The following is a 23,324-nucleotide window of genomic DNA, read 5'->3' on the forward strand; positions in this document are numbered from 1 at the left end:
GCCGTCGCCGTTTCCCTGGCTGGAGCATCCGTCGATTGGGTGGACTCACCCGATCAAAGAGAGATGCCCTAGAGTCGAAAAGATAGAGCGTCCTTCGTGCATCCGATGGGATGCACGGCGCTCTAAGTGTAGGGGTGCCCATGTCCATCCATTCCTCCTCGATCATCGAGGACGGTGCCGTCATCGGCGAGGGCGTCGAGATCGGTCCGTTCTGCCACATCGGTCCGCAGGTGCGGCTGGGACCCGGCGCCAAGCTGCGCTCGCACGTGGTGATCTCCGGCAACACCACCATCGGCGCCAATGCCAACATCTACCCCTTCGCCTCGCTCGGCCATGCGCCGCAGCATCTGAAGTACAAGGGCGAGGACACCCGGCTCGTCATCGGCGACAATTGCCTGGTGCGCGAGAGCGTGACGATGAACCCCGGCACCATTCAGGGACGCTCCGAGACGACGATTGGCGACAACTGCTCGTTCTTCACCGGATCGCACGTCGCGCATGACTGCCATGTCGGCTCCAACGTGACGGTGATCAACAACGTCATGCTGGCCGGCCATTGCGTCATCGGCGACTTCGCCACCATCGCCGGCGGCTCGGGCATCCACCAGTTCACCCGCATCGGCCACCACGCCTATATCGGTGGCCTCGCCGCGGTCGAGGGCGACGTCATTCCCTTCGGCATGGTGCTCGGCAACCGCGCCTATCTTTCCGGCCTCAACGTCATCGGCATGAAGCGCGCCGGCTTCAACCGCGACGCCGTGCGCAACGTGCGCAAGGCCTACCGCATGCTGTTCTCCGACGACCTGACCTTCCGCGAGAACATGGACGAGGTGCAGAGCGAGTATCCCGAGGATCCGCTGGTGCAGGACCTGCTCGGCTTCATCCGCTCCGGCGGCGACCGGGCCATCTGCTTTCCGCGCCACAGCCGCCCGGCGTGACGCTTTCCGCCCCGCCCGCCATCGTCGCGCCGGGCACGCCGGGTGAGCCGCTCGGCATCGTCGCCGGCGGCGGCGATCTGCCGCGGCTGGTGGCGGCGCAGGCCGCGCTGCATGGCTGGACGCCGGTCGTCCTCGCCGTCGGCGACGGGATCGGCGCCTCCTGGCTGCCGGGCGATGCCTGGCCGATGGCCTGGGGCAAGCTCGGCAACGCCTTCGGCCATTTGAAGGGCAGGGGCGTGCGCCGCATCGTGATGTGCGGCACCGTCTCCGTGCGCCCCGACTTCCGCTCGATCCTGCCGAGCCTCAAGACGCTCGCCATGCTGCCGCAGATCTTCCAGGTGATCCGCGGCGGCGACGACAATCTGCTGCGCGCGGCGGCAAGGGCGTTCGAGGGCCGCGGCTTCGAGCTCGTGGCGGTGCAGGAAATCTTGCCGGAGCTGCTGATGCCGGTGGGGCCGGTGACCGGTCGCGCGCTCTCGAACGTCGACGGCGTCGCGCTTCGCCGCGGCTTCGAGGCGGCGCGGGTGCTGGGGGCGCTCGACGTCGGGCAGGCGGTCGTCGCCTCGCGCGACCGGGTGATCGCGCTCGAGGGCATCGAGGGCACGCAGGAGATGCTGGCGCGCGTCGCCGACCTTCGCCGCAGGGGCCGCGTGAGCCGGCAGGAGCACTGTGTGCTGGTCAAGGGCGTGAAGCCGGGCCAGGACCTGCGCTTCGACCTGCCGAGCATCGGCGTCGCCACCATCGAGCAGGCGGCCGAGGCCGGGCTTGCCGGGATCGGCCTCAGCGCTGGCCATGCACTGGTGATTGGCGTCGATGATGTGGTCGCCGCAGCGAAGGCCGAAGGCATGTTCCTCGTCGGCTGGCCTGATCCTTCCGGAGAACCGCTGCCATGAAGATCGCCTTCGTCGTCGGCGAGAATTCCAGCGATCGTCTGGGCGCGGCGCTGATCCGCGGCTTGCGGCAGCAAGCGGGCGAAACGGTCGAGGTCACAGGCCTCGGCGGCGACGAGATGGCGGCGGAGGGGCTGAAGACGCTCTTCGACATCGACGAGCTGTCGATCATCGGCGTCGGCGCCATCGTCGCGCGGCTGCCGCAGCTGATCGCCCGCATCGGCCAGACCGTGCGCCATATCCTCGCCGAAGCGCCGGATGCGCTGGTGGTCATCGACAGCTACGCCTTCTCGCACCGGGTCGCCCGCAAGGTGCGCAAGGCGCGACCTGACCTTCCGATCATCAACTACGTGCCGCCGGCGGTCTGGGCCTACCATCCGGAGCGCTCGACGGCGATGGCCGGCTATATCGACCGGGCGATCTGCGTCTTCCCGTTCGAACCGGAATTCCACCAGCGCCATGGCGGCCCGGAGGCGACCTATGTCGGCCATCCGCTGATGCGCCAGCCGGACCTCGCCGCGATCATGCAGCGGCTGGACGCGGGGCCGGACCTGCCGGCGCCGAAGGCCGCGCCCGTGCTGCTGGTTCTCCCAGGGTCGCGCCGGGGCGAGATCAACCGCCTCAGCGATGATTTCGGCCGGACGCTGGCGCTGCTCGCCGAGCGGCTACCGGGCGTGCGCGCCGTGCTGCCGGCGGTGCCTCGGCTGAAGACGGCGATCGAGGAAAAGGTCGCGGGCTGGGCGGTGAAGCCCGAGGTCGTCACCGGCGAGGCGGAGAAGTGGGCGGCGTTCACTGACGCCGACGCAGCACTCGCCGCTTCCGGCACGGTGGCGCTGGAGCTGGCGCTCGCCGGCGTCCCCATGGCGCTCTGCTACCGCATCGACCCGATCGCCTACCGCGTCCGCCACTGGATCACCGGCTGGACCGCGGCACTGCCCAACTACATCGCCGACCACCCGCTGGTGCCCGAGCACTTCCACGAGTTCATCCGGCCAGAAGCCCTGTCACGGCGGCTCGAATGGCTGCTGACGGACACGCTGGAGCGGCGCGCCCAGGTCGAAGGGTTCCGCGATATCCGCCGCAAGATGGCGGTGAGCGAGGATCCCGGCCAGGCGGCGGCGGCGATCGTGCTGGAGGTGGTTCGGGGACGATCAAACATATCATTGAAAGCGCTTTGAGCGTTCCCAGCCAAGCACTTTCGAACTTGCTCCTACTTGACCCTTATCTTGAGGCATTCGACCATCGCAATATGATTAGTGCGGTCGGACGGTGGGCTTATCATGGTCCGATTTACGCCACGCCGCGGCCAAATCCTTATGTGCAACTTTGATATGGCGACCGTGGCGCCGGAAATGCGAAAGAAGCGAAGGGTTCTTGTCCTATCGCCTAAGTTTCTCAACGGACTCCATGGTTTAGCGCCCGGTAAGTGCGTTGTCATTCCGTTCTCGGCAACAATGCCGCATCGCGTTCTCGGTTGTCATGTGGCTTTCACGGCTGGCTCATATGCGAGCCTATCGATTGATGTCTGGGCGATCTGCGAGGCAATCGCGCACGTATCTCACCTTCGACTCGATCGGGTTGCAGTGGGAACAGGTCATCTTTCCGAGGAAATGAGCCTCGACGATATTGTGCGGATTGAGGTCGGCGTACGCCATGCTCTCGGACTGGGGGCTTGAAAGAAAAAGTTGTCCGGGGCATGTTGATGTCACTCCCCCTTCTGGGGGCTTGCGGGCCCGTCTACCTACCCTTGGCAACAGGGGGCGGTGGCGGGCCTAAAACTTTTGGGTTGCTCGTTGTAGTCTTCGACAGCCCGTAACAAATTCCACCTATCGCAAGAAAACGGGCGCCGAAGCGCCCGTCTTCTTCACGTCCTGAAATCCGCAAGCCTCAGCGGCCCGCGACGTCGACGTAGTCGCGCTGGGCGGCGCCGGTGTAGAGTTGGCGCGGGCGGCCGATGCGCTGGTGCGGGTCCTCGATCATTTCCTTCCACTGGGCGATCCAGCCGACGGTACGCGCAACGGCGAACAGCACGGTGAACATGGTGGTGGGGAAGCCGAGCGCCTTCAGCGTGATGCCGGAGTAGAAGTCGACGTTCGGGTAGAGCTTCTTCTCGATGAAGTACTCGTCGGTCAGCGCAATGCGCTCGAGCTCCATCGCGACTTCCAGCGTCGGATCATCCTTGATGCCGAGCTCGTCGAGCACCTCGTGGCAGGTCTTCTGCATGATCGTCGCGCGCGGATCGTAGTTCTTGTAGACGCGGTGACCGAAGCCCATCAGGCGGAACGGGTCGTTCTTGTCCTTGGCGCGGGCGATGTATTCCGGGATGCGGTCCTTGGTGCCGATCTCGGTCAGCATGTTCAGCGCGGCCTCGTTGGCGCCGCCATGTGCGGGGCCCCAGAGGCAGGCGATGCCGGCGGCGACGCACGCGAACGGGTTGGCGCCCGAGGAACCGGCGAGGCGGACCGTCGAGGTCGAGGCGTTCTGCTCGTGGTCGGCATGGAGGATGAAGATCCGGTCCATCGCCTTCGCCAGGACCGGGTTGATCTTGTAGGGCTCGCAGGGAACCGCGAAGCACATGTGGAGGAAGTTCTCGGCGTAGGACAGATCGTTGCGCGGGTAAACGAAAGGCTGGCCGATGTGGTACTTGTACGCCATCGCGGCGAGCGTCGGGGTCTTGGCGATCATGCGGATCGAGGCGACCATGCGCTGGTGCGGATCGGCGATATCGGTCGAGTCGTGGTAGAAGGCCGACAGCGCGCCGACCGAGCCGACCATGACGGCCATCGGATGGGCGTCGCGGCGGAAACCGGAATAGAAGCGCGACATCTGCTCATGCACCATGGTGTGCCGGGTGACGCGGTAGGAAAAATCGGACATTTCGCGCTCGGTCGGCAGTTCGCCGTAGAGCAGGAGATAGCAGGTCTCCAGGAAGTCGCCCTTCTCGGCGAGCTGGTCGATCGGATAGCCGCGGTGCAGGAGCACGCCTTCGTCGCCATCGATGTAGGTGATCTTCGACTCGCACGAGGCCGTCGAGGAGAAACCGGGGTCGTAGGTGAAGATTCCGGTCTGCTTGTAGAGAGAGGTGATGTCGACGACATCCGGACCGATCGTACCGCTCCGGACCTCGAGGCTCGCGTTTTTCTCACCCACTGCCATGGTCGCCGCGTGGTTCGTCATGCGTATCCCCTTCTTCGTGAGCCGACAGGACGAGATCGCTATTTTGCAGCGCACAGGTCCCTGGCGAAAACTTGCCTACTCCAAAGTGGAGACGCGAACAAGTTGCGTATCAAAACGACATATTGCGCCGCACACCTAGGCCAGGTGCTGCGCAGTTGATCATCCGGCCTGGTCGCCGAGCCGTGCGAGCGACTCCGTGCGGCCGAGAACCGCCAGCACATCGAACACGCCAGGCGAGGTCGAGCGACCGGTCAGAGCGGCGCGCAGCGGTTGTGCTGCCTTGCCGAGCTTCAGCCCGGTCTCCTCGGCGTAGAGGCGGACCGCTTCCTCCAGCGACGGCGCGGTCCAGTCGGCGACCGCGGCAAGCCGCGGCAGCAGCGCGGCCACGACGTCACGGCCGCCATCGCGCAGGATCGCCTCGGCCTTCTCCTCCATCGGCAGCGGCCGATCGGCAAAGAGATAGGCCGTCGAATCGGTGAGTTCGACGAGGTTTTTCGCGCGTTCCTTGAGGCCGGGCATGGCCGCAAGAAGGAGCGCGTGGGTCTCGGCATCCGGGCGGCGCTTCAAAATGTCGCCGTTCGGCAGATGGTCGCGCTCGACCATCAGGAGGTCAGCCAGCTCGGCGTCCCCGGCGGCCCGCACATAGGTGCCGCTGATGGCGTTGAGCTTGGCGAAGTCGAAGCGCGCGGCACCCTTGTTGATGTCGGGAATGTCGAACCAGGAGACCATCTCGGCCTCCGTCATGATCTCGGTGTCGCCGTGGCTCCAGCCGAGGCGGACGAGATAGTTCTTCAGCGCTTGCGGCATGTAGCCGAGCGCGCGGTAGGCATCGACGCCGAGCGCGCCGTGGCGCTTCGACAGCTTCGCGCCGTCCTCGCCGTGGATCAGCGGGATGTGCGCCATCACCGGCACGTCCCAGCCCATCGCCTGGTAGATCAGCATCTGGCGCCCGGCATTGGTCAGGTGGTCGTCGCCGCGGATGATGTGGGTGACGCCCATGTCGTGATCGTCGACCACCACGGCGTGCATGTAGGTCGGCGAGCCGTCGGAGCGCAGCAGCACGAAATCGTCGAGGTCGCGGTTGGGGAAGCGGACCTCGCCTTGCACCTGGTCGTGCACCACGGTCTCGCCCTCCTGCGGGGCCTTCAGGCGGATCACCGGCTTGACGCCCTCGGGGGCCTCGGACGGGTCGCGATCGCGCCAGCGGCCGTCGTAGCGGGGCGGCTGCTTGTTGGCGCGGGCGGTCTCGCGCATCTCCTCGAGCTCGGCCTGGCTGGCATAGCAGCGGTAGGCCTTGCCGGCGGCGAGCAGTTGTTCGGCGACCTCGCGGTGACGGGCCGCGCGCTCGAACTGCGAGACCGGCGGCTCGTCTGCGTCGAGGCCGAGCCAGGAGAGGCCCTCGATGATCGCGACGACGGCGGCCTCGGTCGAGCGCTCGCGGTCGGTGTCCTCGATGCGCAGCAGCATCTTGCCGCCCATGCGCCGGGCATAGAGCCAGTTGAACAGCGCGGTGCGGGCGCCGCCGATATGCAGGTAGCCGGTCGGCGACGGCGCGAAACGGGTGACGACGGTCATGGCGGTTCCAGTGCGGCAAATGGGTGCGGACGCACGATCTTTGCAGTCGGCTTTTCCATGGGGCTGTGTAGCATAGGCCGGGAGAGAGACAAGGCGGGGCCCGGTCGCTTTGGAGGCAAGCATGGCCATCGCCGACGCAGCAGACCCGAGGCCCGACGGGCGACGCGGGAGAGGCCTCTGGCACCGGTTCCCCGGCCTGACAGGTGACGCGAGGTCAGGCCGAGGCATCCCGCTCGGCAGCCGTCTGAGGAACGCAGGCACCCGCACCATCGCCTGGCTGATCCGGCAGAGCGAGATCGAGGCGGAGGCGCGCAGCGGCTTCTTCCTGGTGCCGGGCGGGATGATGCTCGGCATCGCCCTGTTCTACGCCGCGGGTTGGCGACCACCGATCCCCTTCGCGGTGGCGGCCTGCCTGCCGCTGCTCCTCGGCGCGGCGCTGCTCGGCCCGCGCAAGGCGGCGGGCGCGGCGTGCCTGCTGGCGGGTTTTGTCGCCGCGGGCCTCGCTCTGTCCGGTTATGAGCTGGCGAGCACGACGACCGTTCTCTTCTCGGGCGAGGCGACGGTGCGGATTGCCGGCCGGGTCGAGGGACGCGAGCAGGACGAGCGCGGGCGGCTGCGCTACCGCGTGGCGATCGAGACGACCGAGCGGCCGGTGCTCTCGCGCCCGCCGGGGATCGCCGAGATCCTCGTCTCCAGCCGGCACGCGCCGATCCCCGTCGGCGGCCGCTATGCCGGACTGGTGCGGTTGCGGGCGCCGTCCGGCCCCGCCTTTCCCGGCGGCTACGACTTCAGCTTCGGCAACTATTTCGACGGCGTCGGCGCCAACGGATTTGCCCTGGGGCCGCCGGATCCACCCGCTGCCGGGGCAGCCCCGCCCGAGCCGACGGTCGGCGAGCGGATCCTGGCGCTGCGCCTGTCGATGAGCGAGCGGATCCGCAGCGTCATCGGCGGCCCGGCGGGGACGGTGGCGTCGGCGCTGATCACCGGCGACCGGGCCGGCATTCCCGACGATATCCAGCTCTGGTTGCGCACCACCGGCCTGTCGCACGTGCTGTCGATTTCGGGTCTGCACATGGCGCTTGTCGCGGGGTTCGCGATGTTCTTGGTGCGGGCCGGGCTGGCGGCGATCCCGGGCGTCGCGCTGCGCTGGCCGATCAAGAAGATCGCCGCGGTGGCGGCGCTCGGCGTCGTCACCTTCTACATCCTCCTGTCCGGACGGAACGTCGCGGCCGACCGCTCCTATCTCATGCTGGCGATCATGCTGGTGGCGATCCTCGTCGACCGGGCGGCGATCACGCTCCGCAGCGTCGCGCTCGCCGCCATCGTCGTCCTCGCGATGGCGCCGCACGCGCTGATGACGGCGAGCTTCCAGATGTCGTTTGGCGCAACGGCGTCGCTGGTCGGCGTCTACGGCCATGTCGCGCGGGCACGGGCGCGGCGACAGGTGGACGCGCCGCCGCCGGGGCGGGTGCGGCAGCTGGTGGTGTTCCTCGTCGGGCTCGGCGCCTCGTCGCTGATCGCCGGCACAGCGACGGGCCCGTTCGCGTCCTACCATTTCCAGCGGATGGCGCCTTTCGGCCTGTTCGCCAATCTCCTTGCCCTGCCACTGTTCTCCGTCTGGATCATGCCGCTGGCGCTGTGCGCGGTCGTCGCCATGCCCTTCGGCCTCGATGCTGTGTTCCTGATCCTGATGGGGCAGGGGCTGAAACTCGTGTTCGGCATCGCCCACTTCCTGCACGACCATCTGCCGGACACGCCGACGGGGCTGCTGACCCCGGAAGGCCTGGTGCTGCTGTCGGTGGCGCTGCTCCTCGCCTGTTTCCTCGCCAGCGGCCTGCGCTGGCTGGCCTTGCCGGTCGCCGCGCTCGGTCTGGCGCTGGCGCCGGCGACAGGGCCGCGGCCGGAACTCCTGGTGTTCGAGGACGGGCGTGAGCTGGCGCTGATCGGGGCGGGGAACGTGCTGGTGCCGCTGCGGCCGAAACCGAACGGGTTCGTGCTGACGCAGTGGCAAAGGGCTTATCCGGACGGCGCGCATCCGGCGGAGGCTGACGTTCCAACGGACGCCGGCGCGGCTGGGTTTCGCTGCGAAGCCCTGATGCCTGCGAGTGATGTTCCGACGGCGAGTTCCTTGCCCTTAGCTGCCGCTCCCCAGCCTTTACGTTCGAAGCCGCCGCTCCCCGGCGGTGCCGCAGGGCCCGCCATCGGCACAAATGCGCCGGTGCCGGCAGTACCAGCCGTCGCTGTGAGGCGGGCGCCCCGGCCGATGCAGATCTGCCGGGCGACGACGCGGAGCGGGCTGAGAGTGGTCTGGACCGACGACTACCGGCAAATCGGCACGGCCTGCGATAGCGCGGACGTCGCCATCGTGGCACGGGCGGCGCGGCGCGAGGCGTGCCGGTCAGGCGCCGCGCTGGTGACGCTGCGCACGCTACGGCAGACCGGCTCGCTCGCCATCTCCCGCTCCGCCGCTACGGGCCGTGCCGAGATCACCGCCGCGATCGCGCCGGTGCCGGAGCCCTGGCAAGTCCAGCGGCTGGCGCCCTGGCCCGAAATCTGGCGGCGGGCGGTGGAAGCTCAGCCGGAGAAGCCGGGTCCGTGATGGGGGGGCTGGGATGTGGTGCCGGGCGTTCGCGCTCCCCTCATCGGCCTGCCGGCCACTTCTCCCCGGAGGGGCGAAGAAGGCGGCTTTGGCGTGGCGGCAGGAGCGCTGCTGGCGCTTGATACCGAGGGGGAGAGATTGGCGTCTTCTCCCCTGCGGGGAGAAGGTCGCGGCAGCGGGATGACGGGGGCGGCACAGGCGGAGGGCGCCGTGGAAGCCGCCATGGCCGGGCGTTCGCGCTCCCCTCATCGGCCTGCCGGCCACTTCTCCCCGGAGGGGCGAAGAAGGCGGCTTTGGCGTGGCGGCAGGGGCGCTGCCCGCGCCAGATACCGAGGGGGGCGATTGGCGTCTTCTCCCCTCGGGGGAGAAGGTCGCGGCAGCGGGATGAGGGGCGGCACCGGCGGAGGGCGCAGAGGATGCTGCCGCGGGCGGGCGTTCGCGCTCCCCTTATCGGCCTGCCGGCCACTTCTCCCCGGAGGGGCGAAGAAGGCGGCTTTGGCGTGGCGGCAGGGACGCTGCCGGCGCTCGATACTGAGAGGGGCGGTTGGCTTCTTCTCCCCTGCGGAGAGAAGGTCGCGGCAGCGGGATGAGGGGGCGGCGGCGGAGGAGGGCGCGGTGGATGTTGCGATGGGCGGGCGTTCGCGGCCCCCTCATCGGCCTGCCGGCCACTTCTCCCCGGAGGGGCGAAGGAGGCGGCTTTCGCGTCGCGGCAGGAGCGCTGCTGGCGCTTGATACTGTGGGGGCGATTGGCGCCTTCTCCCCTGCGGGGAGAAGGTCGCGGCAGCGGGATGAGGGGGCGGCACAGGCGGAGGGCGTGGTGGATGCTGCCATGGGCGGGCGTTCGCGCCCCCCTCATCGGCCTGCCGGCCACTTCTCCCCGGAGGGGCGAAGGAGGCGGCTTTGGCGTGGCGGCTTGCGCGCTGCCAGCGCTCGATACTGAGAGGGGCGGTTGGCGTCTTCTCCCCTGCGGGGAGAAGGTCGCGGCAGCGGGATGAGGGGGCGGCGCGGGGATTGCGGGCGGGTGCCCTGCAACGCGGCTGGAGAGCCTGCGCCGGCCTTGTCAGTACTTGCGGATCAGGCCGACGAGCTTGCCCTGGACCTTGATGCGATCGGAGCCGAAGCTGCGGGTCTCGTAGGCGGGGTTGGCGGCCTCGAGCGAGATGGTGTCGCCGCGGCGGCGGAAGCGCTTGAGGGTTGCCTCCTCGTCGTCGACCAGCGCCACGACGATCTCGCCGCCTTGCGCGGTATCGCCCCGGCGGATGACGACGGTGTCGCCGTCGAGGATGCCGGCCTCGATCATCGAATCGCCCTTCACCTCCAGCGCGTAATGCTCGCCGCCGCCGAGCATGTCCGGCGGCACGAAGATCTGGCTGCCGCTCTGCTGGATCGCCGAGATCGGCACACCGGCGGCGATGCGGCCCATCAGCGGGATTCCGACCGGTTCGCTGTCGTTGGCGGCCGGGCGAATGCGCTTGGGCAAGGGGTCGACGGACGTCTCGGAGCTGGGCTCGCGGCGGGCCGTGGCCGGCTCGGCGTCGACGCTCTTCGCCTTGGCCGGCGCGACCGAATCCGGCAGCTTCAGGACTTCCAGCGCCCTGGCCCGGTTTGGCAGCCGGCGGATGAAACCGCGCTCTTCCAGCGCCGTGATCAGCCGGTGGATGCCGGATTTCGAGCGCAGATCCAGCGCATCCTTCATCTCGTCGAAGGACGGCGGCACGCCCAATTCCTGCAATCTCCCATGGATGAACATCAGGAGATCGTGCTGCTTGCGCGTCAGCATTTCCGGCGATCCTTGTTAAAACAAAACCTGAACAAAGCTATCTGTTCTAGTTGTGTTCTGCAAGGGCCGGAAGCTTAGTCGAGCGCGATGTAGCGGCAGGAATCGCCGGATTTGGCCGGCGGCGCATGGGGTTCGCGCAGGAGCAGCACATCGGCGCGGGCATAGACCGACAGCAGCGACGAATCCTGGCGCCCGAAAGGCGTGACGATCGGCACCACCGCCTGCGATTCGCCGAGCGTCGCCCGGATGAAGTCGGCGCGCTGGTCGTTCGCCGGCATGTCGGTGCCGAGGATCGCCTCGCGGTAGAGCGGGCTCGCCGGGGCGCCGCTGAGGGCGTGGACCAGCGGCTTCAGGAACAGCGTGGCGGCAACCATCGAGGAGGCGGGGTTGCCGGGGAGGCCGATCAGCCGGGTGCGGCCGATGCGGCCGGCCATCAGCGGCTTGCCCGGCCGCATCGCGACCTTCCAGAAGTCGAGCGCGACGCCGCGGGCGGCGAACACCTTGCCGACGAGGTCGTGGTCGCCGACCGAGGCGCCGCCGATAGTGACGAAGATGTCGACGGCGTCCGTCACGGCGCGGTCGAGCAAGCCGCCGATGACGGCCTCGTCGTCTGGCGTAATGCCGTAGTCGAGCGCCTCGCCGCCGGCGGCCTCGACCATGGCGGCGACCCCGAAAGTGTTGGAGGCGACGATCTGCGAGGGCCCGACCGGCTCGCCGGGCATGACCAGCTCGTCGCCGGTGGCAAGGATCGCCACGCGCGGACGGCGCAGCACGCTCACCATCGGATGGCCGCCGCTGGCCGCCAGCGCGATCGTGCCGGCGCCAAGGCGCGTGTTCGCCTGGATGAGGATGTCGCCCGCGGTAAAGTCGGCGCCGGCCTTGCGGATGTGGCGGCCGCGCACGGCCGGCTCCAGCGGCAGCATGGTGGTGACCGTGGGCCGCTCGGCGTTCTCCTGGATGAGGATCGCGTCGGCCCCGTCCGGCACCGGCGCGCCGGTGAAGATCCTGACGGTCTCGCCCGGGCCGACGCCGCCGTCGAAGGCGCGCCCGGCGGCCGATTCGCCGATGAGCGTCAGCGGCTGGAAAGGGCCGGCCGTATCGTCCGCCCGCACCGCGTAGCCGTCCATGGCGGAGGCGTCGAAGTCGGGCTGGGTGCGCAAAGCGGGCAAGTCGGCGGCGATGATGCGGCCGCGCGCGGCGCGCAGCGGCACGGTCTCGGTCTCCGTCACCGCGACGGCATCCTGCATCAGCGCGGCGAAGGCGTCGGCGACGGAGATCATGCCGACCAGTCGCCGGAACGGCCGCCGGATTTGGCAAGCACGCGAATCGCCGAGATCTGCATGCCGCGGTCCACCGCCTTGGCCATGTCGTAGATGGTGAGGCAAGCGACGCTGACGGCGGTCAGCGCCTCCATCTCAACGCCGGTCTTGCCGCTGAGGCGGACCGTCGCGGTGACGCGCAGGCCCGGCAGAGCCGGCTCGGCGGCGATGTCGACGGCGATCTTCTCCAGCATCAGCGGATGGCAGAGCGGGATGAGGTCCGCGGTCTTCTTCGCCGCCATGATGCCGGCGAGGCGCGCGACGGCGATGACGTCGCCCTTCTTGGCGCCGCCGGCCTCGATCAGCGCCAGCGTTTCCGGCAGCATCAGCACCAGCCCCTCGGCGCGGGCCTCGCGCACGGTCTCGGCCTTGTCGCCGACATCCACCATGGTGGCGGCCCCGGTGGCATCGAGATGGGTGAGGCCGGTCATGCGGCCGTTCCGGCGGTCGCCAGCGTGGCGGCAGCGGGGCGGGCGAGAAGGGCGCGCGTGGCGCCCTCGACGTCGGCCTGGCGCATCAGGCTTTCGCCGACGAGGAAGGTGGCGATGCCGACGCGGCCGAGCCGGGCGCAGTCCGCCGGGGTGAAGATGCCGCTCTCGCCGACGAGGATGCGGTCGTCCGGCACGAGCGCCGACAGTCGCTCGGCGGTGGAGATGTCGGTCTCAAAGGTCCGCAGATTGCGGTTGTTGACGCCGAGGAGCGGCGAGCGAAGTTTCAGCGCACGCTCGGTTTCGGCCTCGTCGTGCACTTCGATGAGCACGTCCATGCCGAGGTCCATCGCCACCGCCTCGAGCTCGGCCGCACAGCCGTCGTCGATCGCGGCCATGATCAAGAGGATCGCGTCGCCGCCCCAGGCGCGGGCCTCGAACACCTGGTAGGCGTCGAACATGAAATCCTTGCGCAGCGCCGGCAAGGAGCAAGCGGCGCGGCCCTCGGTGAGGAAGCTCGGCTGGCCCTGGAAGGACGGGGTGTCGGTGAGGATGCTGAGGCAAGCGGCGCCGCCGCGCTCATAGGCACCTGCGAGAGCTGGCGGGTCGAAATCGGCGCGGATCAGCCCCTTCGACGGGCTGGCCTTCTTGATCTCGGCGATGAGGGCGACGTCGCCGGCCGCGTGCTTGCGGCGGATCGCCTGCGTGAAGCCGCGCACCGGGTCGGCGGCGCGGGCAAGGGCTTCCAGTTCGGCCAGCGGCAGGCGCGCCTTGGCGGCGGCGATCTCCTGGAGCTTGTAGGTCTCGATCGCCTTCAGGATGTCGGTCATGCCGGTTCTCCGATGCGCTGGGTGACGCCGATCAGCCGGTCGAGCGCCGCGCGCGCCTTTCCGGTATCGACCGAAAGGCTGGCGGCGCCAAGGCCTTCGGCAAGGTCGGCGGCATGTCCTGACATCACCAGCGCGCCGGCGGCGTTGAGAAGGCAGATGTCGCGGTAGCCGCCGGGAGCGCCGTCGAGGACGCCGCGAAGCTTTTCCGCATTGTGCACGGCATCGCCGCCGCGGATTTCCGACAGGTCGGCGCGGGCAAGCCCGAACTCTTCCGGCTCGATCGCAAAGCGGGAGATGACCCCGTCGCGGAGGGTGACGATGTCGGTCCGGCCGCAGACGGTCATCTCGTCGAGGCCATCGCCGTAGACGATCCAGGCGTTCCGTGTGCCGAGCGCCTTCAGCGTCTCGGCAATCGGCTGCAGCCACTGCTCGGCGAACACGCCGACGAGGAGGTTCTGGACGCCGGCGGGGTTGGCGAGGGGGCCGAGCAGGTTGAAGATCGTGCGCGTGCCGAGTTCGACCCGGCTCGGGCCGACGAAGCGCATGGCGGCATGGTGTGTCGGCGCGAACATGAAGCCGAGACCGGCCTCGGCGATGACGGCGGAGATTTGCGCCGGGGTCAGGTCCACCTTGACGCCGAGCGCCATCAGGACGTCGGCGGAACCGGAGCGCGAGGAGAGCGCGCGGTTGCCGTGCTTGGCGACGGTCAGGCCGCAGCCGGCGAGCACGAAGGCCGCACAGGTCGAAACGTTCAGCGTGCCGGCATGGTCGCCGCCGGTGCCGACGATGTCGATGGCGTCGTCGGGCGCCGTCACCGTCGCCATGTTGGCGCGCATCACCGAGACCGCCCCGGCGATCTCGTCGACGGTCTCGCCGCGGACCCGCAGCGCCATCAGGAAGCCGCCGATCTGCGACGGCGTCGCCTCGCCCGACATCATCACGCCAAAGGCGGCCTCGGCCTCGGCGCGGCTCAGCGCTTCGCCGCCCGCCACCTTCGCGATGTAGGGCTTCAGCGTCTGGCTCATTGCGGCATGGCCTGCGCCGCCTGGATCGCCGCTGGGTAGGAGACGACCTTGTAGGCATCCTGCAGCACGTTGACGTAGCTCTGGACGATGTCGGACTTCATCAGCGACGCGAGCTGGCCGTCCTGGTCGGCGGGGAAGCTTGCCAGCGGATCGAGCGGCGGGGCGACCTCGGTCACCTTCAGCACCAGCTTCGACGAATCGGCGGTGGCATCGGCGACGGCGGCCAGCCCGGTGGTGCCGGAGAACACCGCGCGCGTGGCGTCGTCGCCGAGTTCCTGCGCGCCGCTCTGGCGGGTGATAGAGGCGGCAACCTGCTTGGTGAGCTTCTCGGACGCTGCGATGACGTCGATGGTCTCGCCGGCGTCGAGGCGCTTCTTCAGCGCGGCGGCGCGCTCGGCGAGCAGGCGGTCGGCCTCGGTGGCCTTCCAGTCCTCGACCACGCGGGCGCGCACCTCGTCGAGCGGGCGCTGGTGCGCCGGATCGACCTTGGTGACCTCGAAGAAGACGAAGCCGTTCGGGCGGACGTCCACCGGCTGGTTCTCGACGCCGATGTCGCTCTCGAAGGCGGCGGTCAGCAGCGCCGGCTGGGCGGGGATGTCGGCGATCAGGCTGCCGTCCGGCGCCTGGCCGGTCTGGCTGATCGCGGGAATGGTCTTGATCGTCAGTCCGGCGCGCTCGGACGCCTCCTCGAGCGAAGCGCCACCACCGCGGGCTTCCTCATAGGTGTCGTAGGCCGAACGGACCGCCTCGGTGGCGGAGGAGAGGGCGATCTCCTTGCGGATGGCATCCTGCACCTCGGCCAGCGGCTTCTTCACCTCGGGCTGGATCTCGGTGACGCGCAGCAGCACCGGGCCGAAAGCGCCCTCGACGGTCTCGGAAACGGCGTTGGCGGCGAGCGAGAAGGCAGCGTCAGCGATCACCGGATCGGGGATCCCGGTGCGCGACTGCAGGCCGAGCTCGGTGTCGGCGATGGTGCGGCCGCTGTCGATGACGAGCTGGTCGAACGTCTTGCCGGAAGCGAGCTCCGCGCGTGCGGCGTCGGCTTTGGCCTTGTCGGGGTAGACGATCTGCTGGATGCGGCGACGCTCGGGGGTCGTGAACTTCTCGGTGTCCTTGGCGTAGGCAGCCTGGATCTCGGCATCCGTCACCTTTGCCGGGTCGGCGACGGCGTCCGGTGTGAGCGCGGCATAGGAAATCGCCCGGTACTCCGGCGCGGCGTAGCGCTGCTTGCGGCCGTCGAAATAGGCCTGCAGCACTTCGGCCGAGGGATCGGCCACCGGCTGCACCAGCGTCAGCGGCAAGGTCAGGTATTCGGCGGTGCGACGCTCGCCATTGTAGAGGCCGAAAGCCTGCTTCACGAGGCTCGGCGTCGAAACGCCCTCTGAGATCGAATCGACGATCTGACTGCGCACCGCCGCCTGCTCGCGGTTTCGGATGAAGTCGTTCTCGCGCATGCCGACGCTCGACAGCAGCTGGCGGAAACTGTCGCGCGAGAAGCGGCCGGAGGCGTCGTGGAAGGACGGATCGTCGGCGATGAGGCGGGCGAGGCGCTCCTCGGACAGGCCGAGGCCGATGTTGCGGCCCTGCTCGTCGAGCACGGCCTCGGAGATCAGCTGGTTGAGGACGCGGCGGTCGATCCCTTGCGCGGCGGCTTCCTCGCGGCTCGGGCGACGCTGCAGCTGGCGGGCGAGCTGCGCTTCGGCCTGTCGGTAGGCCAGACGGTAGTCCTGGACCTCGACGTCGGTGCCGCCGGCGGAGATCACGGTGCTGGGCGCTGCGCCGGAGAAGAAGCTGGAGAAGCCGGTGACGACGAAGGCGATCACGATCAGCCCCATCAGCAGCTTGGTCAGCACGCCGCCGCCGACGCTCTTGCGCAAGGTGTTCATCATCAGGTGGCATCTCCGCAAGCCGTCGCCGGATCCGGCGAAGGCTGTTGTCCGGTCTCAGGCGACGAAGATGCCGCCCTTTCTCTCCCGCCGGTGGACGCCGCGGCGGGACTTCACACTCTATTAGGAAAATGCCGCGCCGGGACGCAAGCCGCCGCGTTGATTGATTTCGGGTTTCTCTGCCGCTAGGCAAGGACCACAAAGACGGGGTGCGGGAGGAAAAGGCATGCGGCAACTGATAGCGGGCAACTGGAAGATGCATGGCCTTCGCCGGGATCTGGCGGAGCTGCAGGCCATGACGGAGGCCGGCGATCTCGCCTGCGACATCGCGGTCTGCTTGCCCTCGACGCTCCTGATGGCCGCCGCCGACCGTTTCGGCGACCAGCTGATACTCGGCGGCCAGGACATCCACGTCGCCTCGGAGGGCGCCCATACCGGCGATATCTCTGCCGAGCAGATGGCTGATGCCGGCGCCCGCTGCGTGATCCTCGGGCACTCCGAAAGGCGCGAAGGCTACGACGAGAGCGACCAGCTGGTGCGGGAAAAGGCCGAGGCGGCCTGGCGCTGCGGGCTGATCGCCATCGTCTGCATCGGCGAGACCGATGCCGAGCGCATCGCCGGGACGACGCTCGACGTGCTCGGCAGCCAGCTCGCCGGCTCGCTGCCGGACAGCCTGGACGTCGCCCGGCTCGTCATCGCCTATGAGCCGATCTGGGCGATCGGCACCGGCAAGACGCCGACGGTCGAGGATGTCAGCGCGGCGCATGCCTTCATCCGCAAGGTGCTGAGCGACCGGTTCGGGACCGAGACCGGCGCGGCGATCCGCCTTCTCTATGGTGGATCGGTGAAGCCGGCGAATGCTTCCGAACTCCTGGCTATCGACAATGTCGATGGTGCGCTGGTCGGGGGCGCGAGCCTGAAGGCCACCGATCTCGTGGCGATCTGCAAGTCTGCGCGACCGGCCTGACGGCTGCGGACGCGCGAAAGCGTTTGGAATAAGCTCGTCCCTCCTATATGAGGCGCGCGTCCCCTGAAGAAGTCGTGTGCGAAGCGGATCAATGACTACAGTTCTTATTATCGTTCATTTGATGATCGTGCTTGCGCTGATCGTCGTCGTGCTGCTGCAGCGTTCGGAAGGCGGGGCACTCGGTATCGGCGGCGGCGGCGGTGGTCTGATGACCGCCCGCGGCGCGGCCAACGCGCTGACCCGGACGACCGCGATCCTCGCCGCGGCCTTCTTCGTGACCTCTCTGGCGCTGGGCCTCACCGCCCGCTACGGCTCGCAGCCGACCGACATCCTCGACCGCTTGCCGGCGACGCAGGGCGGCACCAGCAACGGCACCAGCGGCAATCTTCTCGACCAGCTGGGCGGCCTGCCGGCCACGGCCCCCGCCGTCGCACCGACGACGACCGATGCCGCGACGCCGGCGGCGCCCGATGCCGCCGTGACCCCGCCGGTCACACCGCCCGAGCCGGTTCCCTCGGCCACCACGCCGACGGCACCGTCGACGACGGCCCCGACCGACGCGCCGTCTGCGCCGGCCGAGACCACTGCTCCGGCCAGCGAGGCGCCATCGACCACATCGCCGGCCGCGGACACGCCGGCCAGCGAGGCTCCGGCACCGACGACGGGCAGCCCTGCGACTGGGGCTTCCACACCGGCGACGGGAACACCCGCACCGGCGACGGAGGCACCCTCCAGCCCGGCGCCGACCACGACGCCCGCCCAGTAAGGCGGACGGACAAGACAGCCACCGACAGGGCGCCCCGAGCGCCCTGTTTCGTTTTGAGGCCGAGTTTCTGACTGGCCGAATCGACTTCTAGCGGTTATCGGGAAGGCCCATGGCGCGATACATCTTCATTACCGGCGGCGTGGTTTCCTCTTTGGGAAAAGGCATCGCCTCGGCAGCCCTTGGGGCTCTCCTGCAGGCCCGCGGCTACCGCGTACGGCTCCGCAAGCTCGACCCCTACCTCAACGTCGATCCGGGCACGATGAGCCCGACGCAGCACGGCGAGGTCTTCGTCACCGACGACGGCGCCGAGACCGATCTCGACCTCGGGCACTACGAGCGCTTCACCGGCCGCCCGGCCAACAAGATGGACAACATCACGACGGGCCGGATCTACAAGGACATCATCGCCCGGGAGCGCCGCGGCGACTATCTCGGTGCGACCGTTCAGGTCATTCCGCACGTCACCGACGCGATCAAGAATTTCGTGCTCGACGGCAATGAGGAGTTCGACTTTGTGCTCGTCGAGATCGGCGGCACGGTCGGCGACATCGAGGCGATGCCCTTCGTCGAGGCGATCCGCCAGCTCGGCAACGACTTGCCGCGCAACGGCGCGATCTACGTCCACCTGACCTTGATGCCCTATATCGCCACTGCCGGCGAGCTGAAGACCAAGCCGACGCAGCATTCCGTCAAGGAACTACGCTCGATCGGCATCCAGCCCGACATCCTGCTGGTGCGCGCCGACCGGCCGATCCCGGTCGAGGAGCGGCGCAAGATGAGCCTCTTCTGCAACGTCCGCGAGACCGCGGTGATCCAGGCGCTCGACGTCGCCTCGATCTACGACGTGCCGAACGCCTATCACCAGGAAGGCCTGGACACGGAAGTTCTCGCCGCCTTCGGCATCGATCCTGCGCCAAAGCCGAAGCTCGAGCGCTGGAACCAGATTTCGCACGGCATCCACAATCCCGAAGGCGAGGTCACCATTGCCATCGTCGGCAAGTATACCGGCCTGAAGGACGCGTATAAGTCGCTGATTGAGGCGCTGCAGCACGGCGGCATCGCCAACAAGGTGCGCGTCAAGCTCGACTGGATCTCCTCGGAAGTGTTCGAGGCCGAGGATCCGACGCCCTACCTCGACCGCGTCAACGGCATCCTGGTGCCCGGCGGCTTCGGCGAGCGCGGGGCCGAGGGCAAGATCCTGGCCGCGAAGTTCGCGCGGGAGCACGAGGTGCCGTATTTCGGCATCTGCTTCGGCATGCAGATGGCGGTGATCGAGGCGGCGCGTTCGCTCGCCGGCATCCACAATGCCGATTCGACCGAGTTCGGCCCGACCTCGGAGCCGCTGGTCGGCCTGATGACCGAATGGATGCGCGGCAATGAGCTGGAGCAGCGGGCGCGCGAGGGCGACCTCGGCGGCACGATGCGGCTCGGCTCCTACCAGGCCTCGCTCGCACCGGGCTCGCGGATCGCCGGGATCTACGGCGCGACCGAGATCGTCGAGCGCCACCGCCACCGCTATGAGGTGAACCGCGACTACCGCGAGAAGCTGGAAGCCGCCGGCATGATTTTCGCCGGCATGTCGCCGGACGGCCTGCTGCCGGAAACGGTCGAGTTCCCCGACCACCCCTGGTTCATCGGCGTGCAGTACCACCCCGAGCTGAAGTCGCGGCCGTTCGAGCCGCACCCGCTGTTCTCGTCCTTCATCGCCGCCGCGCTCGAACGCTCGCGGCTGGTCTAAGGCGACGTTTGTCTGCGGCGAGACAGCAAGCATGCTTCCGTTCGTTTGAACCGGGAGCATACTCCGCTCAGTCGCGTGGCGGCTCGAAACTTTGAGGCTCTCCGGAACGCTGCTGGACAAGAACGCCGTGCGCCCGAAAGGGTGCACGGCGTTCTGTCATTTCAGTGTGGCGCATCTTTCTTCGCTTGGGAGGCCACCCAATCGCAGAATGCTCGAGTTGGATCAGCCGAGCGGCTCGCCGATATCCGCGAGGGCACTGACGCTGGAATTGAGGAGCGGCTCGGCGGAGCCATTGCCGAGCACCTTCTGCCGGAAGTCATCCCAAGGGAAATTCTCGCCGGGATCGGTGCGGCGCTTGGGGTCGAGCTTGGCATGCGAGACGACGTGCCGGAGATTGGGATACTTCGACCAGCAGTAACGGACGACTTCTGCGGTGACGTCGACCTGCCAGTCGGAAGACTTGTCTGACTTCTTCTGGGTGTTGACGACCTCAATGCCGAGGGAGAAGTGATTGACGTGGTCCTCGTCCCCCCACACGTCTGGATGGTGGCATTTATTGCGAACGTGCCAGGCGGCCTTAGCCTCCGGCGCACACGCCCATACAACCTTGCCGTGCTGCTCCTCGTCCTCGTCGGGAACCAGCCAGTGGAAGCTGGCGTGGCCGTCCTTCATCACCGAGACGGCCCCGTCCGAGCTTCCGCCAGCCGTGGCGTGGATAACGATGGCGCGGACACCCTCGATCGGGTCGAAGCGCCGGGTGGTGGTGCAGCCGCTCCAGGTGTCCTGGATCCCGGGGTACCAACGCTCGGGAAAACTGGCATCGGACGGCCGCGACGCCGACGAAAGATTAAACTGCCATGTCTGCGGTTCGCTCATCGCTGCCTCCCTGACGTGTTCAGACATTAAAACCATAGGTAGCAATCGCGCTCAACGGTGGAATGCTTGGCTGGGTCTCGATGGGGCGATCGAGCGACTTCCGTGTCGGCACCGCTGGCGTCGGCCGACGGCATTTGCGAGGAATAGGCTATGACCCATCGATCTGCTCCCCGTCGCCTTGATCATCGGCGCCTCGATCATCTGGTACTCCCGGTCCCGTCGCTCGCCGGATCGCGAGCGTTCTTCGAGGCGCTGGGCTTCACCGTCGCGCCGGACGCGGTGCACCCGTTCGGGACGGCGAACGCCTGCGTGTTCTTTGCCGACGGCACCTATCTGGAGCCGCTGGCTGTCGCGGATGCCAGCCGTTCAGCCGCCGAGGCGCTGGCGGGGAACGTCTTCGTCGCCCGCGACCGGGCGTTTCGGGCGCGGCGGGGAGCTCCCGGTTTTTCGGGCATCGCCTTTGCCTCGGACGATGCCGAGGGCGACCATGCGGCTTTCTCGGCGGCGGGGCTCTCCGACGGCGAGATCTTCGAGTTCTCGCGGGTGTTCCAGGCGGCGGGGACAGAACGCAGCCTGACGTTCCGGCTGGCCTTCGCCCAGGACCGGCGGGTGCCGGATCTGTTCTTTTTCACCTGCCAGGCGATGGCGCCGAAGGGCGACCGCTCGGCGCTCAGCCGCCATGCCAACGGCGTCACCGGGCTGGCGCGGCTGGTGCTGTCGGAGCCGCGGCCGGAGGATTATGCTGGCCTTATCGAGGATGTCACCGCCGGGGCCGAGGTGCTCGCCACCGCCGGCGGACTGTCGGCGACGCTCGGGCAGGGCGGGTTCGAGGTGCTTGGTGCCGAGGGCATGGCGGAGCGCTATGGTCGGCGCCGGGACGGCGAGCGTGGGCTGCGGTTCGAGGGCGTCGTGCTGAGGGTGCCGTCGCTGGCAGCGGTTCAGGGTATCGTGGAGATCGCCCAGCTTGCCGGCCGTCGGGTGGGCGACCGGCTGGTGGTCGATCTCCTCGGCTCGGACAAAGGGTTCATCGCCTTCGAGGAAGGCTGAGCCGGGGCCACAGCGTCGACCGCTCGACGTAGGGCCAGCTCACGAATTTCCCGAAACGAGTTCAAACTGTCGCCGGCTTGCTCTAAGAGGCTCGCGAAACAGCCGCAAAGGAGTGGGCCATGACTGCGATCATCGACATCATCGGACGCGAAATTCTCGACAGCCGCGGCAACCCGACCGTCGAGGTCGACGTCATCCTCGACGACGGCGCGATGGGCCGCGCGGCGGTGCCGTCGGGCGCCTCGACCGGTGCGCACGAGGCGGTCGAGCTGCGCGATGGCGATGCCCGCTACATGGGCAAGGGTGTCCAGCGCGCCGTCGAGGCCGTCAACGGCGAGATCTTCGAGACGCTGGCCGGCATCGACGCGGAAGGCCAGATCCGGGTCGACCAGCTGCTGATCGAGCTCGACGGCACCGACAACAAGAGCCGCCTCGGCGCCAACGCCATCCTCGGCGTGTCGCTCGCCGTCGCCAAGGCCTCGGCGGACTCGTCCGCGCTGCCGCTCTACCGCTATGTCGGCGGCGCCTCCGCGCACGTCCTGCCGGTGCCGATGATGAACATCATCAACGGCGGCGCGCATGCCGACAACCCGATCGACTTCCAGGAATTCATGATCATGCCGGTCGGCGCGCCGACCTTCGCCGAAGGCCTGCGGATGGGCGCCGAGGTGTTCCACACGCTGAAGAAGATGCTGAAGGACGCCGGCCACAACACCAATGTCGGCGACGAGGGCGGCTTCGCGCCGAACCTCGCCTCGCCGAAGCTGGCGCTCGACTTCGTGCTGCACGCGATCGAGAAGGCCGGCTACAAGCCGGGCGAGGACATCTACCTCGCGCTCGACTGCGCCTCGACCGAGTTCTTCAAGGACGGCGTCTACGACCTCGCCGGCGAAGGCCGCAAGCTGTCGCCGAACGACATGGCCGCGTACCTGGCCGAGCTCGCCGGCGCCTATCCGATCATCTCGATCGAGGACGGCATGGGCGAGGACGACTGGGCCGGCTGGAAGACGCTCAGCGACAAGATCGGCTCGTCCTGCCAGCTGGTCGGCGACGACCTGTTCGTGACCAACTCGGCCCGCCTGCGCCAGGGCATCGAGCAGGGCGTGGCGAATTCGATCCTCGTCAAGGTCAACCAGATCGGCACGCTGACCGAGACGCTCGATGCCGTCAGCGTCGCGCACCGCGCCGGCTACACTGCCGTGATGTCGCACCGTTCGGGCGAGACCGAGGATTCGACCATCGCCGACCTCTCGGTCGCCGTGAACTGCGGACAGATCAAGACCGGCTCGCTCGCGCGCTCGGACCGCACCGCCAAGTACAACCAGCTGCTGCGCATCGAGGAAGAACTCGGCGACCAGGCCGTCTATGCCGGCCGCTCGATCCTGCGCCGCCGCTGAGCTGCAAACGCCTGATCGGCTGGACCGGTAAATGGGAAAGGCGGGGCTTCGGCTCCGCCTTTTTCGTTGAAGTCGCGGCTGCCGTG

The 23,324-nt window shown here is 68.3% G+C and carries 19 protein-coding genes; 10 read left to right on the plus strand and 9 right to left on the minus strand.

Annotated features, from left to right (window positions below):
• Positions 1-140 precede the first annotated feature (140 nt).
• From lpxA to ACZL02_RS05585, 4 genes are all read left to right on the plus strand, one after another.
• Entirely contained in the window at positions 141-938 is a 798-nt protein-coding gene (gene lpxA / locus ACZL02_RS05570) for an acyl-ACP--UDP-N-acetylglucosamine O-acyltransferase (RefSeq protein ID WP_472937601.1), read from the plus strand.
• Positions 935-1,831, plus strand: a complete 897-nt coding sequence (locus ACZL02_RS05575; RefSeq protein WP_472937602.1) for an LpxI family protein — start codon at positions 935-937, stop codon at positions 1,829-1,831. The genes lpxA and ACZL02_RS05575 overlap by 4 nt, the downstream gene beginning before the upstream one ends.
• Complete coding sequence (gene lpxB / locus ACZL02_RS05580; RefSeq protein ID WP_472937603.1) at positions 1,828-3,006, plus strand: lipid-A-disaccharide synthase; 1,179 nt, start codon at positions 1,828-1,830, stop codon at positions 3,004-3,006. The genes ACZL02_RS05575 and lpxB overlap by 4 nt, the downstream gene beginning before the upstream one ends.
• Positions 3,007-3,108: 102 nt before the next feature.
• Positions 3,109-3,504 carry a type II toxin-antitoxin system PemK/MazF family toxin gene (locus tag ACZL02_RS05585; protein ID WP_472937604.1) on the plus strand — a complete coding sequence of 132 codons (396 nt, stop codon included), beginning with the start codon at positions 3,109-3,111 and terminating at the stop codon, positions 3,502-3,504.
• A gap of 211 nt (positions 3,505-3,715) precedes the next feature.
• On the opposite strand, the gene gltA is transcribed toward ACZL02_RS05585, so the two are convergent.
• Positions 3,716-5,005: a citrate synthase gene (gene gltA, locus ACZL02_RS05590; protein WP_472933315.1), complete on the minus strand. Its 1,290-nt coding sequence runs from the start codon at positions 5,003-5,005 to the stop codon at positions 3,716-3,718.
• A gap of 159 nt (positions 5,006-5,164) precedes the next feature.
• Positions 5,165-6,580, minus strand: a complete 1,416-nt coding sequence (gene gltX / locus ACZL02_RS05595; RefSeq protein ID WP_472937605.1) for a glutamate--tRNA ligase — start codon at positions 6,578-6,580, stop codon at positions 5,165-5,167.
• Between the two features lie 121 nt (positions 6,581-6,701).
• On the opposite strand from gltX, the gene ACZL02_RS05600 reads away from it, so the two are divergent.
• Positions 6,702-9,179, plus strand: coding sequence for a ComEC/Rec2 family competence protein (locus ACZL02_RS05600; protein ID WP_472937606.1), 2,478 nt, complete (start codon positions 6,702-6,704; stop codon positions 9,177-9,179).
• A 1,060-nt stretch (positions 9,180-10,239) separates the two neighbouring features.
• Here the strand turns inward: ACZL02_RS05600 and lexA are convergent.
• The 6 genes from lexA to ACZL02_RS05630 all read right to left on the minus strand — a co-directional run bounded on the left by lexA (position 10,240) and on the right by ACZL02_RS05630 (position 16,450).
• Positions 10,240-10,959 carry a transcriptional repressor LexA gene (lexA, locus tag ACZL02_RS05605; protein ID WP_472937607.1) on the minus strand — a complete coding sequence of 240 codons (720 nt, stop codon included), beginning with the start codon at positions 10,957-10,959 and terminating at the stop codon, positions 10,240-10,242.
• A 74-nt stretch (positions 10,960-11,033) separates the two neighbouring features.
• Positions 11,034-12,248, minus strand: coding sequence for a molybdopterin molybdotransferase MoeA (locus ACZL02_RS05610; RefSeq protein WP_472938138.1), 1,215 nt, complete (start codon positions 12,246-12,248; stop codon positions 11,034-11,036).
• Positions 12,236-12,709, minus strand: a complete 474-nt coding sequence (gene moaC, locus ACZL02_RS05615; RefSeq protein WP_472933320.1) for a cyclic pyranopterin monophosphate synthase MoaC — start codon at positions 12,707-12,709, stop codon at positions 12,236-12,238. Before moaC ends, ACZL02_RS05610 begins: the two co-directional genes overlap by 13 nt.
• On the minus strand, positions 12,706-13,536 hold the full coding sequence (gene trpC / locus ACZL02_RS05620; RefSeq protein ID WP_472937608.1) for an indole-3-glycerol phosphate synthase TrpC: 831 nt from the start codon (positions 13,534-13,536) through the stop codon (positions 12,706-12,708). Before trpC ends, moaC begins: the two co-directional genes overlap by 4 nt.
• Entirely contained in the window at positions 13,533-14,561 is a 1,029-nt protein-coding gene (gene trpD / locus ACZL02_RS05625; RefSeq protein WP_472937609.1) for an anthranilate phosphoribosyltransferase, read from the minus strand. Before trpD ends, trpC begins: the two co-directional genes overlap by 4 nt.
• Positions 14,558-16,450 carry a peptidylprolyl isomerase gene (locus tag ACZL02_RS05630; RefSeq protein ID WP_472937610.1) on the minus strand — a complete coding sequence of 631 codons (1,893 nt, stop codon included), beginning with the start codon at positions 16,448-16,450 and terminating at the stop codon, positions 14,558-14,560. Before ACZL02_RS05630 ends, trpD begins: the two co-directional genes overlap by 4 nt.
• Positions 16,451-16,673: 223 nt before the next feature.
• Here ACZL02_RS05630 and tpiA point away from each other — a divergent pair, with 223 nt between their 5' ends.
• From tpiA to pyrG, 3 genes are all read left to right on the plus strand, one after another.
• Complete coding sequence (gene tpiA, locus ACZL02_RS05635; protein ID WP_472937611.1) at positions 16,674-17,414, plus strand: triose-phosphate isomerase; 741 nt, start codon at positions 16,674-16,676, stop codon at positions 17,412-17,414.
• A gap of 91 nt (positions 17,415-17,505) precedes the next feature.
• Entirely contained in the window at positions 17,506-18,180 is a 675-nt protein-coding gene (secG, locus tag ACZL02_RS05640) for a preprotein translocase subunit SecG (RefSeq protein WP_472937612.1), read from the plus strand.
• 109 nt (positions 18,181-18,289) lie between these two features.
• Complete coding sequence (gene pyrG / locus ACZL02_RS05645) at positions 18,290-19,918, plus strand: CTP synthase (RefSeq protein WP_472937613.1); 1,629 nt, start codon at positions 18,290-18,292, stop codon at positions 19,916-19,918.
• A gap of 222 nt (positions 19,919-20,140) precedes the next feature.
• On the opposite strand, the gene ACZL02_RS05650 is transcribed toward pyrG, so the two are convergent.
• Positions 20,141-20,794 carry an N-acetylmuramoyl-L-alanine amidase gene (locus tag ACZL02_RS05650; RefSeq protein ID WP_472937614.1) on the minus strand — a complete coding sequence of 218 codons (654 nt, stop codon included), beginning with the start codon at positions 20,792-20,794 and terminating at the stop codon, positions 20,141-20,143.
• A gap of 150 nt (positions 20,795-20,944) precedes the next feature.
• On the opposite strand from ACZL02_RS05650, the gene ACZL02_RS05655 reads away from it, so the two are divergent.
• Positions 20,945-21,841, plus strand: coding sequence for a VOC family protein (locus ACZL02_RS05655; protein ID WP_472937615.1), 897 nt, complete (start codon positions 20,945-20,947; stop codon positions 21,839-21,841).
• 119 nt (positions 21,842-21,960) lie between these two features.
• A complete protein-coding gene (gene eno, locus ACZL02_RS05660) occupies positions 21,961-23,238 on the plus strand; it encodes a phosphopyruvate hydratase (protein ID WP_472933329.1) in 1,278 nt (425 codons plus the stop codon).
• Positions 23,239-23,324: the final 86 nt, after the last annotated feature.

Source organism: Mesocryomonas fontinalis, assembly GCF_055730125.2.

Bases quoted from the DNA above. Each gene is read 5' to 3' on its own strand.
- lpxA (WP_472937601.1), top strand. From the start codon at position 141: ATGTCCATCCATTCCTCCTCGATCATCGAGGACGGTGCCGTCATCGGC.
- lpxB (WP_472937603.1), top strand. From the start codon at position 1,828: ATGAAGATCGCCTTCGTCGTCGGCGAGAATTCCAGCGATCGTCTGGGC.
- ACZL02_RS05585 (WP_472937604.1), top strand. From the start codon at position 3,109: ATGGTCCGATTTACGCCACGCCGCGGCCAAATCCTTATGTGCAACTTT.
- gltA (WP_472933315.1), bottom strand. From the start codon at position 5,005: ATGACGAACCACGCGGCGACCATGGCAGTGGGTGAGAAAAACGCGAGC.
- gltX (WP_472937605.1), bottom strand. From the start codon at position 6,580: ATGACCGTCGTCACCCGTTTCGCGCCGTCGCCGACCGGCTACCTGCAT.
- ACZL02_RS05600 (WP_472937606.1), top strand. From the start codon at position 6,702: ATGGCCATCGCCGACGCAGCAGACCCGAGGCCCGACGGGCGACGCGGG.
- lexA (WP_472937607.1), bottom strand. From the start codon at position 10,959: ATGCTGACGCGCAAGCAGCACGATCTCCTGATGTTCATCCATGGGAGA.
- moaC (WP_472933320.1), bottom strand. From the start codon at position 12,709: ATGACCGGCCTCACCCATCTCGATGCCACCGGGGCCGCCACCATGGTG.
- trpC (WP_472937608.1), bottom strand. From the start codon at position 13,536: ATGACCGACATCCTGAAGGCGATCGAGACCTACAAGCTCCAGGAGATC.
- trpD (WP_472937609.1), bottom strand. From the start codon at position 14,561: ATGAGCCAGACGCTGAAGCCCTACATCGCGAAGGTGGCGGGCGGCGAA.
- ACZL02_RS05630 (WP_472937610.1), bottom strand. From the start codon at position 16,450: ATGATGAACACCTTGCGCAAGAGCGTCGGCGGCGGCGTGCTGACCAAG.
- tpiA (WP_472937611.1), top strand. From the start codon at position 16,674: ATGCGGCAACTGATAGCGGGCAACTGGAAGATGCATGGCCTTCGCCGG.
- secG (WP_472937612.1), top strand. From the start codon at position 17,506: ATGACTACAGTTCTTATTATCGTTCATTTGATGATCGTGCTTGCGCTG.
- pyrG (WP_472937613.1), top strand. From the start codon at position 18,290: ATGGCGCGATACATCTTCATTACCGGCGGCGTGGTTTCCTCTTTGGGA.
- ACZL02_RS05650 (WP_472937614.1), bottom strand. From the start codon at position 20,794: ATGAGCGAACCGCAGACATGGCAGTTTAATCTTTCGTCGGCGTCGCGG.
- ACZL02_RS05655 (WP_472937615.1), top strand. From the start codon at position 20,945: ATGACCCATCGATCTGCTCCCCGTCGCCTTGATCATCGGCGCCTCGAT.
- eno (WP_472933329.1), top strand. From the start codon at position 21,961: ATGACTGCGATCATCGACATCATCGGACGCGAAATTCTCGACAGCCGC.